The 13,738-nt window shown below is 31.7% G+C and carries 18 protein-coding genes; 13 read left to right on the top strand and 5 right to left on the bottom strand.

Annotated elements, in window-relative coordinates; genetic code table 11:
- Positions 1-79: 79 nt before the first annotated feature.
- From SM9_RS08530 to SM9_RS08490, 9 genes are all read left to right on the top strand, one after another.
- Positions 80-586, top strand: coding sequence for a PIN domain-containing protein (locus SM9_RS08530; RefSeq protein WP_058739741.1), 507 nt, complete (start codon positions 80-82; stop codon positions 584-586).
- Entirely contained in the window at positions 583-1,695 is a 1,113-nt protein-coding gene (locus SM9_RS08525) for a DUF2117 domain-containing protein (RefSeq protein ID WP_058739740.1), read from the top strand. Before SM9_RS08530 ends, SM9_RS08525 begins: the two co-directional genes overlap by 4 nt.
- A gap of 4 nt (positions 1,696-1,699) precedes the next feature.
- Entirely contained in the window at positions 1,700-2,683 is a 984-nt protein-coding gene (locus SM9_RS08520; RefSeq protein WP_157064720.1) for a methanogenesis marker 2 protein, read from the top strand.
- Positions 2,684-2,793: 110 nt separating this feature from the next.
- On the top strand, positions 2,794-4,335 hold the full coding sequence (gene mmp3, locus SM9_RS08515; RefSeq protein ID WP_058739738.1) for a methyl-coenzyme M reductase-associated protein Mmp3: 1,542 nt from the start codon (positions 2,794-2,796) through the stop codon (positions 4,333-4,335).
- Entirely contained in the window at positions 4,313-4,780 is a 468-nt protein-coding gene (locus tag SM9_RS08510) for a methanogenesis marker 6 protein (protein WP_058739737.1), read from the top strand. The genes mmp3 and SM9_RS08510 overlap by 23 nt, the downstream gene beginning before the upstream one ends.
- A 17-nt stretch (positions 4,781-4,797) precedes the next feature.
- Positions 4,798-5,250, top strand: coding sequence for a methanogenesis marker 5 protein (locus SM9_RS08505; protein ID WP_058739736.1), 453 nt, complete (start codon positions 4,798-4,800; stop codon positions 5,248-5,250).
- 2 nt (positions 5,251-5,252) lie between these two features.
- Positions 5,253-6,494 carry a methanogenesis marker 15 protein gene (locus tag SM9_RS08500; RefSeq protein WP_058739735.1) on the top strand — a complete coding sequence of 414 codons (1,242 nt, stop codon included), beginning with the start codon at positions 5,253-5,255 and terminating at the stop codon, positions 6,492-6,494.
- Between the two features lie 14 nt (positions 6,495-6,508).
- Positions 6,509-7,069, top strand: coding sequence for a methanogenesis marker 17 protein (locus tag SM9_RS08495; RefSeq protein ID WP_058739734.1), 561 nt, complete (start codon positions 6,509-6,511; stop codon positions 7,067-7,069).
- Positions 7,070-7,129: 60 nt separating this feature from the next.
- A complete protein-coding gene (locus tag SM9_RS08490) occupies positions 7,130-7,996 on the top strand; it encodes a radical SAM protein (protein ID WP_058739733.1) in 867 nt (288 codons plus the stop codon).
- 64 nt (positions 7,997-8,060) lie between these two features.
- Here the strand turns inward: SM9_RS08490 and SM9_RS08485 are convergent, their stop codons facing one another.
- The 4 genes from SM9_RS08485 to SM9_RS08475 form a co-directional block, all read right to left on the bottom strand.
- Complete coding sequence (locus SM9_RS08485) at positions 8,061-8,639, bottom strand: hypothetical protein (RefSeq protein ID WP_058739732.1); 579 nt, start codon at positions 8,637-8,639, stop codon at positions 8,061-8,063.
- Positions 8,640-8,838: 199 nt separating this feature from the next.
- Positions 8,839-8,991, bottom strand: coding sequence for a hypothetical protein (locus tag SM9_RS12070; RefSeq protein ID WP_157064719.1), 153 nt, complete (start codon positions 8,989-8,991; stop codon positions 8,839-8,841).
- Positions 8,991-9,179, bottom strand: coding sequence for a hypothetical protein (locus tag SM9_RS08480; RefSeq protein ID WP_058739731.1), 189 nt, complete (start codon positions 9,177-9,179; stop codon positions 8,991-8,993). The genes SM9_RS12070 and SM9_RS08480 overlap by 1 nt, the downstream gene beginning before the upstream one ends.
- A 66-nt stretch (positions 9,180-9,245) precedes the next feature.
- A complete protein-coding gene (locus SM9_RS08475; protein ID WP_058739730.1) occupies positions 9,246-9,896 on the bottom strand; it encodes a hypothetical protein in 651 nt (216 codons plus the stop codon).
- 90 nt (positions 9,897-9,986) lie between these two features.
- On the opposite strand from SM9_RS08475, the gene xseA reads away from it, so the two are divergent.
- The 4 genes from xseA (at position 9,987) to SM9_RS08455 (ending at position 12,972) form a co-directional block, all read left to right on the top strand.
- A complete protein-coding gene (gene xseA / locus SM9_RS08470; RefSeq protein ID WP_058739729.1) occupies positions 9,987-11,237 on the top strand; it encodes an exodeoxyribonuclease VII large subunit in 1,251 nt (416 codons plus the stop codon).
- Position 11,238: 1 nt separating this feature from the next.
- Positions 11,239-11,460, top strand: a complete 222-nt coding sequence (locus SM9_RS08465) for an exodeoxyribonuclease VII small subunit (protein ID WP_058739728.1) — start codon at positions 11,239-11,241, stop codon at positions 11,458-11,460.
- Position 11,461: 1 nt separating this feature from the next.
- Positions 11,462-11,899, top strand: coding sequence for an EamA family transporter (locus tag SM9_RS08460; protein WP_157064718.1), 438 nt, complete (start codon positions 11,462-11,464; stop codon positions 11,897-11,899).
- Between the two features lie 83 nt (positions 11,900-11,982).
- Positions 11,983-12,972: a beta-ribofuranosylaminobenzene 5'-phosphate synthase gene (locus SM9_RS08455; RefSeq protein WP_058739726.1), complete on the top strand. Its 990-nt coding sequence runs from the start codon at positions 11,983-11,985 to the stop codon at positions 12,970-12,972.
- 19 nt (positions 12,973-12,991) lie between these two features.
- Here the strand turns inward: SM9_RS08455 and SM9_RS08450 are convergent, their stop codons facing one another.
- Positions 12,992-13,705 (bottom strand): RecB family exonuclease, encoded by a 714-nt coding sequence (locus tag SM9_RS08450; RefSeq protein WP_058739725.1) that lies wholly within the window; start codon positions 13,703-13,705, stop codon positions 12,992-12,994.
- Positions 13,706-13,738 lie beyond the last annotated feature (33 nt).

Raw genomic sequence — 13,738 nt, 5'->3', positions numbered from 1 at the left:
AATTTCCTGAAAAACAAATTACATTTTTCGATAGAATTAACCAAAAACTTTTATAAATTTTTAAATCATATTTATATTCATGGAAATTTACTATGTTTTAGATGCATCTGCATTCATTAATGGTTTTAAACCAACATCACAGTACAATTATACTGTTCCGGAAATCACTGCTGAAATTAAGGATTTTGAATCTAGATTATTGTATGATAGTGCAGTTGATGATGGAATACTTATTGTTCAGGACGTTGATAGAAAATACTTGGATAAAACTGAAGAAAATATCTCCAAGTCCGGTGATGTCTTAAGATTATCTCTTCCTGATAAAAAGATAATAGCACTTGCATTAATGTTGATTGATGAAGGAAAATCCGTTAAGGTAATTAGTGATGACTACACTATTCAGAATACATTAAAAATAATGAATATTCCATATTCAGGCATAATAACTGAGGGTATTAAAGAAATATATAATTGGAAAAAAGTTTGTCAGGGATGCAAAAAGGAATTTGAGGAAAACTATCCTTTTGATGACTGTGATGTATGTGGATCTAAAATATTCAAAAAGAGGATTAAGGTGAATAAATGAATATTGGAATTGTAGTTCACGGTCCAAACATTATAGATTCAGGTTACGCATTGAAGCTTATAAATTTAATTGTTGAATATGGGAATGTTTCTGTAAGATTGGGTGGAACGATGGGTCGAACTGCCGTCATTGACGAGTCTTTGGAGGATATTATTGATATTTCCCGTAAATTGGTTCCAAGCGATTCGCTTAAAATATTTCATGAGGATTCTGTTGATGTTATTTTTCTTTTAAATTATGGCAAATCATCTACCACAGGACAGGTTTTTGGATATAAGGTATATAACCACTATAAAAATAAGATCGATGAAAATAATACTCCAATTATTCAAATTGAAAGGCCCGGCGAAGTTGATGGTAGTGTGATTAATTGGGCTGTAAAAAGCAATTTGGCAGACGAATTTGCTAAAAAATTAAATTTAACCATTGTTGAACCTGAAGAAATCTATGAAAACCATATTAAAGATGATGAAAAAAGTCAAAGTCGACGTACTATTCATGGAGTAAGTCCTGGTGAAAACATTATGGTCAATAGTGTTGTCATTGGAAAATCAACTTCAGATAAACTTGTTTTGGTATCAAACGACAATAAAATAGTTGATATTGTTGGTGGAGAGATAAAGCCTCATGGTGTTGAAAAATTAGGGGATGTTGATTTATCTTCAGCAATTGTTAAAACAGGACTTTTAAGAAAGGCAAAAGTAACGCCAAGAGTATTGGAAAATAAAACCTCTGAAAAATTTAAATTAGCTTTTCTTGATCATGCAGGGGAAGATGTATATAAGTTCAGGAATGCTTCATGTGTAATAACAATCGGTGATGATACCACTTTGATTGCATCTGATATTTTATACAGATTCAATATTCCAATAATAGGAATAACTGATGGTGATTTGGATAAGGTAGTTGAAGATGGTTTTAAATCAAAAAATTCTGTTATTTTTGAAGTTGAAAGTGGAAATGATGATATTATCGGCAATATAATTTATAAAAAAATTTTTAAAAATAATAATTATTCTGGAGATTTCAATTCAATTGATGATGTTGAAAATGAAATCATTGAAATCATAAATAATATGAATATTAAATATACAATTAATAAAATTTAAGGAAGTGGGGTTTATTTTAGACTTTGAAAAACTCATAAAGGAAGTGCAAGAATTTGAAGGAGTTTCACGTAAAAGTTCTATTGATAATGTTGTTAATCTTTTAAGTGATGCTTATAATGTTTCTGGGGATGTGATCATTGATATTGGTGATGATGCATCAGCTGTTGACATTGGAAATAATCAGGTTGTATTAATTGCTGCGGATGGAATCTGGGGTCAAATCATGAATGTAAATCCTTATTGGGCAGGTTATTGTTCAGTTCTTGTTAATGTTAATGATATTGCTGCCATGGGGGGTAAACCGTTGGCCATGGTTAATATAATGTCTATTAATCATGATGAAATTTATGAGGATTTGCTGACAGGCATTAAAGATGGATGCTTGAAATTTGGTGTTCCAATGGTTGGAGGGCACCTACATCCTGATGGCGATAGTGACTCTGTAGGGGTAGCTATTGTGGGAATTGCTCAGAAAGATAAATTAATTACTAGTTTTGATGCTAAAACTGGCGATAAAGTAATTGTGGCTATTGATTTGGATGGAAAACCTCATGAAATGTTTAGTTTGAACTGGGATACTACTTATGATAAGGATGCTCAGCTTGTACGTGACCAAATCACTGCAGTACAATACTTGGCCGAACATGATTATATTAAAGCAGGCAAGGATATTTCTAATCCCGGAATTTTAGGGACACTGGAAATGCTTTTAGAAACTTCTGAAAAAGGGGCTAATGTTAATTTGGAAGATATTCCTAAAAATGAAAATATGCCATGGAATGATTGGTTAAAATCATATCCTGGATCAGGTTTTGTATTTACTGCTAGTAAAGATAAATGTGATTTTATCTGTGATTATTTGGCAGAATATTCAATTGAAGCTTGTGTTGTTGGTGAAGTAACTGACGATAGGGTATTGAATGTAACCTATAAAGACCAAACAATAGAAGTTTTTAATCAAAATAAAAATCCTGTTTTTAAATTATAGTCGGAATTTTTTTATTTTTTCTCTTTTTTCTCTTTTGTCAAAATTAAATAAGTAAGTATTTTAATATTAAAAAATATACTTATCATATTAAACAATTATTAGGAGATTGTATGTTAATTAAAGTTAATGGCAAAGAGATTGATGTAGCAGATGGTTCTACAATTCAGGATGTAATTGATGAAACTAATGCTCCATATACTCCTGGTAGTATTATTTGTCTAATCAAAGGTAAAAAAGAACTGGAAAAGAATATTACTAAATATAAAATTAAAACTACCCAAGGTTCTATTATTATTGAATTGGTTGATGACGAGGAAGCAAAACCTATTATTGATGTGTGGAAAAATCAATATGAAGATTTTACTGATTTGTCAATTAGGTGGTCTACTTCAACTGAAGTTTCTATCGGACCTATTGTAACTGATTTAGAACCTACTCATGATGAATTCAAATATTATGAGGGGGATGTTGTTTTAAGTTTATCCAGTTTTAGTAATGAATCTACTCACTTAATTCTTCTTAAGGAAAATACTACTAATATATATGGTGTACCTCCATTTAACAAGGGTATTTTTGCACGTATTATTGGTGGTAAAAAGACTTTAAACGAATTAACTGATGATGATGTGGTAACTTCTATTGAACCGATTATTGAAAGAAGCACAACAACTGATAGTGCATCTGTTTCTGATTTGAGCACTGTTTTGGAGGAAGGAAATGAATTATTTACATATATTTCTTTTGAAATAGATGAGAAGTCCCCAATATGTGTTGAGCACTTGTTTTCAATTATTAAGGATAACAGAATTAAAGTTAATTTTGATTCTAATTCTTTCATTGGTTTTTATGAATTGCAAGGTATCGATAAGCCTAAAGAAAATACTACTCAGAGAGTTAGAGGTACTATAACTATTAGGAATGAAGGTAATGGTGTAGGTAGGATGTATGTTTACCGTGAAAACAGGGTTTTAACTCCAAACCATACCACTGTCGGTAAAATCACTGCAGGAATGGAAATTATTGATATTGCAAAAAAAGATGATTTCATAACTGTTAAATCTGAACAACAAAGATTACTGTTACTTAGTAAATCACAAGGAGATGCTGGAAAAATTTTGGCTGAAGCGGGTATTGAGCATATTCGTGAGGGTGTAACTGATGATGATGCAATAATTGTCGAACAATCTCCTAGACACACTATTGATATTATTAATGAAGGAAAAGTTGTAACAAAAGCCATCAGTCCAAATGAATTATGTGAAATTAAATTTGTTGATAATGCTCCAAGATCAGTTAAATACTTTAAATTAATTTCAGGTCTTTTGGAAAACCCTATCGGAAAAATTAAAGTTCACTTCGCGGTACCTGGAATGCATATTACCATTTTTGAAGGTAACAAGAAATTAGCTAAAGGTCTTATTCCTGAAAACAATCCGACCGATGTTGTAAATGAATGTGAAATTGGTATTACGAACATGTCATCAAAAACTGCAGGTTTGATTGGTGTTAGATTTGAACCTAATCGGGAATTTGGGCCAACTGCTGAATCATTCAATGCAACAAATATTGTCGGTAAGATGGTTGCGAATACTGATGGTTTAGAAGATAAAAAAGAAGGAGTTGTAGTTTATGTCAGAGAATCTATGTCCTAAAGTAAACATGAGTAGTGAAGATTGGGATCCGGATGTAATTACTCGTATGATTATTCTTGGACCTGGAGCTCGTGTAAGTGAAAGTGAAATTGTAGGAGAATTCCACATGCTTGGTCTTCCTTTAACAATTAAAAACACTTGTTATGGATCAATGATTAGTGGAAAAAAAGAGGATGTGTATAAAGCAATTAAAGAGATTAGAAAACTTGATCCTGCACATATATTCACAAAGGAAAGAGGCTTTGCTCCAGGGGATCCTAGAAGATGTAGAGGTCATAGATTCGGCCCAAGAGAAGGATTCCATCAAATGGAAAAAGAATATACAATACTTGGTTATGTTGCTGAAGCTTTAGAAAATCCCAAAGAAGTAACAATTGAAGAGAAAAAACCGGTAAAAGTTGATGATTTTGAAAAAATTATGAATGAATGTTTAGAAAATAAATAAAAATTATAGGTGAAAATATGGTGAAAGTAGCTATTTATCCTCCAAATTCATTAATCTTGGCAGATTTAATTGAAAGGAAAGGTCATACTCCTTTAGTTCTTCAAAAACAAATTAGGCAAAAAATTAAAGATCCGGAGATTGATTCTCCACCAATGAATATTACTGAAGAAGACCCGATTAATGGTCTTAAATATGCGGCTATTGAGGTTCCATCAGGTGTTCGTGGTAGAATGTCTATTATTGGACCATTGATAGATGAAGCTGAAGCAGCAATTATTGTTGATGGTGCACCATATGGCTTTGGTTGTATTGGTTGTGCAAGAACAAATGAATTGTCAATATTTTTGCTTAGGAACAGAGATATTCCTGTTTTAGAAGTAACTTATCCAACTAATCAAGATGAAACTTATCTTATGGTTAATGAAATAAATGATTTTGTTGATTCACTAGAAGAGTCAGGGGAGGAATAAATATGGTAAAAATTGCTTTAGTTTCATGTGGAACTGAATATAGTGGAATTCAAAAGGAAATTGAAAAAGCAGCTAATAAATTTGGTGCGGAAATTATTCTTCCAGAAATCGATTTAGAGTATATTGATGAGGCATATGAAAAATTTGGTTTTTCTGCACAAAGTTCAAGTTTAAAGTTAATGATTGCAAGAGCCATGGCTATTGTTGAAGGTAAATCAAGGCCTGATGCAGTATTTATTGCTACTTGTTTTAGATGTGCTGAAGCAGCACTTGTAAGGAATGAAGTAAGACGTTTTATACAGAATAATACTCGTATTCCGGTAGTTACCTATTCATTTACTGAAAGAACAAAAGCTGATGAATTGTTTATCCGTATGGAAGCATTGGCTACTACAGTAACTCGTAGAAGTATTCTTGCTCGTGAAAAACAAGAAGGTCTTACTCTTGGTTTAGATTCCGGTTCAACCACTACAAAAGCGGTCTTGATGGAAAACAATCAGGTTATTGGAACTGGTTGGACATCAACTAAGGATATCATTGAATCTGCAAAAACTGCAGCATCAGAAGCTTTCGGTCAAACTGATTATGGCTGGGATGATTTGGATGGTATTGGAACTACTGGTTATGGTAGATTTACAATGGGTCAGGAATTCGGCGCTGAACTTATTCAGGAAGAATTGTCTGTTAATGCAAAAGGTGCAGTATACTTGGCAGATTGTCAAAAAGGAGAAGCTACTGTATTAGATATTGGTGGTATGGATAACAAGGTAATTACTGTAAATAATGGTATTCCGGATAACTTTACTATGGGCGGTATCTGTGCCGGTGCATCCGGAAGATTTTTAGATATGACCTCACGCAGATTAGATGTAGATATTACTGAACTCGGTCCTTTAGCTGTTCAAGGGGATTGGAGAAGAGCAATGTTGAACTCCTACTGTATTGTATTCGGTATTCAAGATTTAGTTACTACTCTTGCAGCAGGTGGATCTAAAGCTGATGTTGCGGCCGCTGCATGTCACTCTGTATCAGAGCAAGTGTATGAACAACAACTTCAGGAAATTGATATTCGTGAACCATTGATACAAGTGGGAGGAACAAGTTTAATTTCAGGTCTTGTTGAAGCTGTAAGTGAAACATTAGGTGGAATTGAAATTATTGTTCCTGAATACTCTCAACACATTGGTGCTGTAGGTGCAGCTCTTCTTGTATCAGGAATGGGACACAGGCAAGATAATAAATAAACAGGGTTGATTCGATGTTAGTTGAATGCTATGATAAGAAAGGTGCTGAAGTTTATGAAATCATCATTAAACAAATCTTTCAGGATTTGGTTTTGGGTGCATCTGTCGATGATTTAAAAGCTTTTGTCAATCCTGATGATCCGGTATTTATATTAGCTATTAAAATGAAAAAAACTTCTACTGTTGTCGAATTCAAAGATGTCGCTAGTTTCAGTTATAATAAACAAAATGATGTGACGATGATTCTTGTTGATGATGAAAATTATCTTCCTAATATTTTAAACAAATTGTGGAGAATATTTTCCAGAGATGAGATTTATCAACCTAACAGGTATCAGCTTGAAATTTCAGGCAATCAGATGGATTTGGAGAATTTGGTTATTGATGACCCGCACTCCAACCTTCAAAGAAGAATTTATGATGCAATATTCAGAATTTTACCAGAAGGCTTTAAAATTATTAAAGACATGTCTACAAAGGATATTATTGCAGTCGTGGCCACTGATGAGTTAATTATGGATTCTTGGATTGAAAAAGCTGAAGAATATATTGCTGAATTAAATAACGGAATGTAGAAAAATTTATATAACACTTGTTATAAAATTAGTATAAATAAATATGGAGAAGTGGTTATTATGGCTGAACATAAAGGTTCAAGATTTGCACATATAACTAAAGCACATCCTTGCTTTAATGAAAAAATGCATGATAAAGTTGGAAGAGCTCATGTGCCAGTTGCACCTAAGTGTAATATATTCTGTAACTTCTGTACGAGGGATATTAATAATGAGGAAGACAGACCTGGTGTAACAAGTTGTATCATGAAACCTGATGATGCAATTGCTCATATTGATGATGTAACTGCAGACGGTCCAATTTCAGTTGTTGGGGTTGCAGGGCCTGGAGATTCACTTGCAAATGAGGAAACATTTGAATTCTTTGAAAAAATGGCCGAAAAACATCCTGACTTAATTAAATGTATGAGTACTAATGGATTGTTGCTCCCAAAATATGCTGACAGACTTGCAGAATTAGGTGTAAATTCTGTAACCGTAACAATAAATGCAATTGATCCAGATATTGCAGTGGATATTTATTCATTTATTAAATATGAAGGTAAAGTCTATAAGGATTATGACGCTGTTAAAATTTTGATTCAAAATCAATTGGATGGTGTTGAAAAGGCAGCAGCTAATGGAATGGTTGTTAAAGTAAATTCAGTTTTAATTCCTGGATTGAATGACGAACACATTGTTGAAATAGCTAAAGAAGTTAAAAAGAGAGGTGCTTCTTTAATGAATATTCTGCCATTGATACCGTTAGGAAAAATGAAACATTATTCACGTCCTGATTGTTCAATGATGGAAAGTGTTCGTGAACAAGTTGAAGAGATTATACCAGTATTTAGGGCATGTACTCAATGTAGAGCTGATGCTTATGGAATTCCTGGTAAGAAAAGCGAAGATCATCATTTAGGAATGACTCCACAAAGTCATTACTAAATTCTTTTTTTTATTTATATTGAAAATATTTAAAAAATAAATAATAGAAAAATAAATTAATTATCTATTTTTCTAAAATTGCAATACTATTTATTATTTTATCAAACTCTGGAGTGTTTAAATCAATATTCGTATTGTTTGAGTAAATTAATAAATCATTAATTGTATTATCTTTTGTATTAACAAAAGTAACTCTTCTCATATTAACAACACTGTCATCATTTAACATACCTACGGTTGCCATTTGTGGAGGATATTCTGTCCATGATGTTGTATCTCCGGAGGTAACTTTTTCAGTTGTAATATTTTTAAGTTCTTTTGGATTAGCACTAAATTCTTGGAATTTGAAATCACCTATAGTTCCATTTTTATAGTTTTTATATCCTGATTCATTTCCAGATTTAGCTATAGCTCCATAAAACTTTTCAACATCTGCATTTGTTCCATCAGCAGATCCTATAAATGCTATTTTCACGTCTCCTGCACTTGCTACTCCTTTATCATCTACGGTGTAGTTATTTGGTATAGTAACTTTTGCACCCACACCTTGTAATGTTATGTCTGAACTACCTAAAATTAATAATCCTGCAGCAATAATTGCGATAATAACGACTACTGCAATAATAATTTTTTTCTTATCCATAATTTCACCTCTTTTTAGGTAATTATATGTTTGTTTTAAAAATTATTTAAGTCGCATAAAGCTTTTTCTTTATATTTAATAATACTTGATTTTTAAGTATTTTTAATTTAGTAATAGGTCTTTTCTTTTTTAGGTGATAATTTGATGTTGGATGGGTAGTATTTTCATTCATTTAATGGTTTGGTTGTGATGGTGGTGTTTAATCATTTCTTGTTATGATTAAACTAACTCCCGCTCTACAAATTGTACTTACACAAATAATTGCATAATAAGAATCTAATATGTGGATGCTTGTTCCTTTTAAAAATATTGGAGCTATAAATGATTGAAGAATTGAGACTATAAAACCCACTATTCCTCCTGCAATCCTGCAGTTTCTAAATTTTTTGCTAAAAATCCAATAATAACTCCTGCTATTGCTATAGCAATTATAGAACTATATGCAACAATATTTGATGCGAAAAATACTGCATCAATGATAGATGCAATAAGTGTTGCAATTATTGTATAAATGGCTATACTTTTAATATCATATTCCATAATATCACATATTTTTTACATTTTTTTAATTATTATTTTTTTATCATAAATAGTTGATGTCAATAATTAATATAATTTTTCACCACCATACTCATTTTCTTCTGTGTATATTCTAATCAATGTATCAAGAGTATCATCATACATTAATCTATAGCCAATAGCTCCTCCTTGAGGTGTTTTTACATTATTCAAGCTTAAATCACTATACTTTCCGCAATTGTTGATAATATACCACATTCCGTGAGGAGTGTACATGAACAATGTTCCCTCACCGTCTTCAGCTCCATTTTTAAAGCTGTCGTCCGGATCATAAATTTTTGTTGAATGGATTGCCAAACGGCTCAAATCCTGCTTAGGTCTTGTTCCTCCAGTTTTAAAAAGGGTATTGAGCCAGTTGTATGCTTTATCTTTAAGATTTACTTTTTGAATCGGATCTTCAAATGCCTTTTTAATCTTATTCTGTCTTTTTTCTAGTGTATTTTCTATCCCTAGAATTTCCTCAACTTTACTGACATCTTTTTCCAGGCAGCGATAACCTTCTGGCCTTCCAGTAACTTTTATGATTCCATCTAAGAAGTCTTTTCTTCTAAAATCTCTCATATAAGGTTTTACTTTTTCAAATTCTTCATCAGGAATCCTTTTGTTTAATCCATATAGGTATCCATATTCATTAGCATCATAGCATTTTGTTTCTAATTTCAAATCTTTGTCTGCCATATTATCTTCTTTGTTTTTTAAATAATTAAATTCTATCATCAAAAAAGTATTTACTTCTTGTTAACAAATTATTATTTAAGGTGATATTTTATGGTTGAGGAGTATATCACTGTATCTAAGGTCACTGACTATATTGGTGAGTTAATTGGTAGCGATTCTAATTTAAAACATATTTTTATTAAGGGCGAACTATCAAATGTCAAATTATATCGAAGTGGACACCTGTATTTTACTTTAAAAGATGAGGAAAGTCAAATTCGTGGTGTCATGTTTGGAGCTAGATATAAACTCAAATTCAAACCAAAAGATGGGATGAAAGTTCTTATAGAAGGAAAAATTGAAGTCTATAAAAACTATGGAACTTATCAGTTGTATGTTAGTGAAATATCCAAAGACGGTATTGGTGATTTACACAGAAAATATGAGGAACTAAAAGAAAAACCCAACAAGGAAGGCTTGTTTGATGATTCACATAAAAAGAAAATTCCTAATTTTCCAAAAAGAATTGGGGTTGTCACTGCGGCAAATGGTGCTGCGATTCGTGATATCATAACAACAATTAAAAGGCGCTGGCCGTTATGCGAAGTGCTATTATTTCCTTCACTTGTTCAGGGAGATAAGGCTGCTGAAAATATAGTATATCAAATAAAAAGGTCTGAAAAATTTAATTTGGATACTCTTATTGTTGGAAGAGGTGGGGGAAGCATTGAAGATTTATGGTCGTTCAATGAAGAGATTGTTGCAAGAGCAATATATGATTGCAATACTCCTGTTATTAGTGCTGTGGGTCATGAAATCGATTTTACCATAGCTGATTTTGTAGCTGACTTTAGGGCAGCAACTCCAACGGCAGCTGCTGAAATTGCAGTTCCACCATATGAGGAAATAAAAAATGGTATAAATCAACTTAGTTTAAGGGCTAATTTGGCAATAAATAAAACTTTGGATGAAAATAAATCTAAATTGGATAATATTGTATCCAAACAGTTATTCAAAGCACCATGTGAACTTTATGCTCCTAAAGAAATGATGTTGGATAATGTTGTTCGTCGTTTACAGCATTCTTCCGAATCATTAATAATGAGAAATAAAAATAAATTGGATTTGTTGAAAAATTCCAATGTTTTAAAAAATCCTGAAAATATTATTAAAAATCAAAAAGAAAATTATTTATTACAATTATCAAAATTAGAAATATTAAATCCTCTAAATACATTGAAAAGAGGATATACATTAGCTAAAATTGAAGGTAAGGTTGTCTCAAGTGCTAAACAGTTAAAATCTGGAGATGATCTGGAAGTCGAATTTGAAGACGGTAATGTTAATACAAAGGTGATTTAATATGGTAGAAGAAAATGTCAGTTTTGAAGATAACTTAAAGGAATTGGAAGAAATTGTTGCAAAACTGGAAAAAGGTGATGTTCCACTGGATAATGCAATTGAAGAATTTAAAAAAGCAATGGATTTGGTTAAAGCTTGTGATGATAAGCTTAAAGATGCACAGGATACAATTGCTAAAATAGTTGATGATAATGGGGAAATTGTAGACTTTGATGTGGAATAAAATGGACAATACGGCAATAAGTTTAATCTTTCCAATGGTTTTGGTTGTTTTAGCAAATACTATGTATAACATTTGTACTAAATCAACTCCGGGGGATGTTGATCCATTTGTTACATTAATCTTTACATATGTAACCGCAACAATAGTTACTATAATATTATTTTTTGTTATTTCAAGGCCGGAAAATGTGGCTTTTGAAATATCAAAGATTAATTGGACATCTATTGTTCTGGGAATATCCATTGTAGGTTTGGAAACAGGCTATATTTTAATATATCGTGCAGGATGGAAGGTCAGCAATGCTTCAGTTGTTGCAAATATTTGTCTTGCATGCACGCTGCTTATTGTAGGTTTTGTTGCATATAAAGAAAATATTTCTTTAAAGCAAGTTTTGGGTATAGTTATTTGTATAGTTGGGTTGATTTTAGTTACAAAATAATCATTTTTCATTATATGATGGATATTTATTTATATAGTAAGTTGAATAGTATATATGTATTAAAAAATTATGGGCGATAAATTATGATAATTAGAACACCTGCTAGAATCCATATAACATTACTTGATTTGAATGGCTCATATGGAAGAATTGATGGCGGAATAGGATTTTCAATACAAAATCCTCAATTTATTTTAGAAAGTACTCAAACAGAAAATGGAGTTAATGTAGAATTTGATGAAAGCATTACTGATGAAGAAGCTATTGAAGAATGCAATTTAAAGATTAGACAGGCTTACGAAGATGTCTGCAATCACTTTGACTTGGATATTGGTTTTGATTTTAAAGTTCACAATGCATTTTCAGCACATTCAGGATTTGGATCAGGTACTCAAATAGCACTAGCTGCTGCTAAATTAATTTGTGAAACTGTTGGAATTGAAAAAACATCAGTGGAATTATCTTCAATCGTTGGAAGAGGGGGAACTTCCGGTATCGGTACATATGGTTTTGAAGATGGGGGATTCATTGCTGATGGAGGACACAGTTTAAAAGAAAAGGCAACATTTTTACCTTCTTCAGCTTCCAGTGCATGCCCACCACCTCTTATTGGAAGATATGAGTTTCCTCAGGAATGGGATGTATTGATAGCCATACCACCATATGGTTTATCTATTCATGATGGTGAAGAAGTAAACTTATTCCAAAGGTTCTGTCCGCTACCTCAAAGAGAAGTGGAACAGTTATCCCATATTGTTTTCATGAATTTAATACCATCAATGCTTGAAAAGGATATTGAAGAATTTGGTAAATGTATTAATGAAATTCACAAAAGAGGATTCCAAAAAGCAGAATTAACATTATATGATGAAAGAATGCATAACTTGATGCAACATTTGCGAGATAATGGTGCTTATGGTGTTGGAATGAGTTCTTTTGGACCAACAATATATTCTGTTGTTGATGAAAGAAATAAAGAGTCTGTATTAAAAGCAACTCGTGAATTTTTAGGTGAAGATGCACCTATTTTTATAACTAAAGGTCAAAACAGTGGTTATGTTATTGAAAAATAATCACTTTATCTAATTTTTTTTAATCTTTGTCTTTGTAACAGATATCTGAATAAGTGCAGTATCTGCATAGAAACTGTTCATTTCTTGGAAATTTTTTGTCATTAATGTTTTTTCTAACTTCATATAATGTATTAAGACCTTCTTCAAGTTCCCTATTACAGATATATTTTCTTTTATTTTCTTCATCTTCAAAATATAATAATCTTAACTTGTTGTCTTTAGTAAAAAATATTCCTGCAGCTATAACATTTTTATCATAATTGCTTTCAACAAGCATTTTGTAATACCCTAGTTCCAATCTGCATTTGCTAAAAGAAGATGATGATCCTGTTTTATAATCGATAACAATCAAATCACCATCAGGATTTTCCAAAACAATATCTGTTATGCCTGTAAAGTTGTGAGTATCATCGCTAAGATATTCCTCTTGGCTGAAAAGTGTGTAATCATTTTCTATAAATGCTCTTTTAAAAAATGAAGATAAACTATTTAAATGTAGATTATATTCTTCAGGATCTAATTTTAGATTACGTGCTATCAAATCGAGAAAGTATCTCGGATTTTCCTGTGGATTATCACCATAGATTTTTGCATAGTTTTCAGCTATTAGATGAACATCGCTTCCAAGAGCCATGTACTCGTTAGGTGGTGTTTCAATTTCATCAATATATCTATATTTGAATTCACGAGGACATTTAAGATATGTGTTGATTTTTGATTTGGACAGTCTCATAATATTATTATATAGTTTATTGAATAAAAATAA

Origin of the sequence: Methanobrevibacter millerae (assembly GCF_001477655.1) — an archaeon.
GTDB lineage: Archaea > Methanobacteriota > Methanobacteria > Methanobacteriales > Methanobacteriaceae > Methanocatella > Methanocatella millerae_A.
This window is presented reverse-complemented; position numbering and strand designations above follow the sequence as displayed.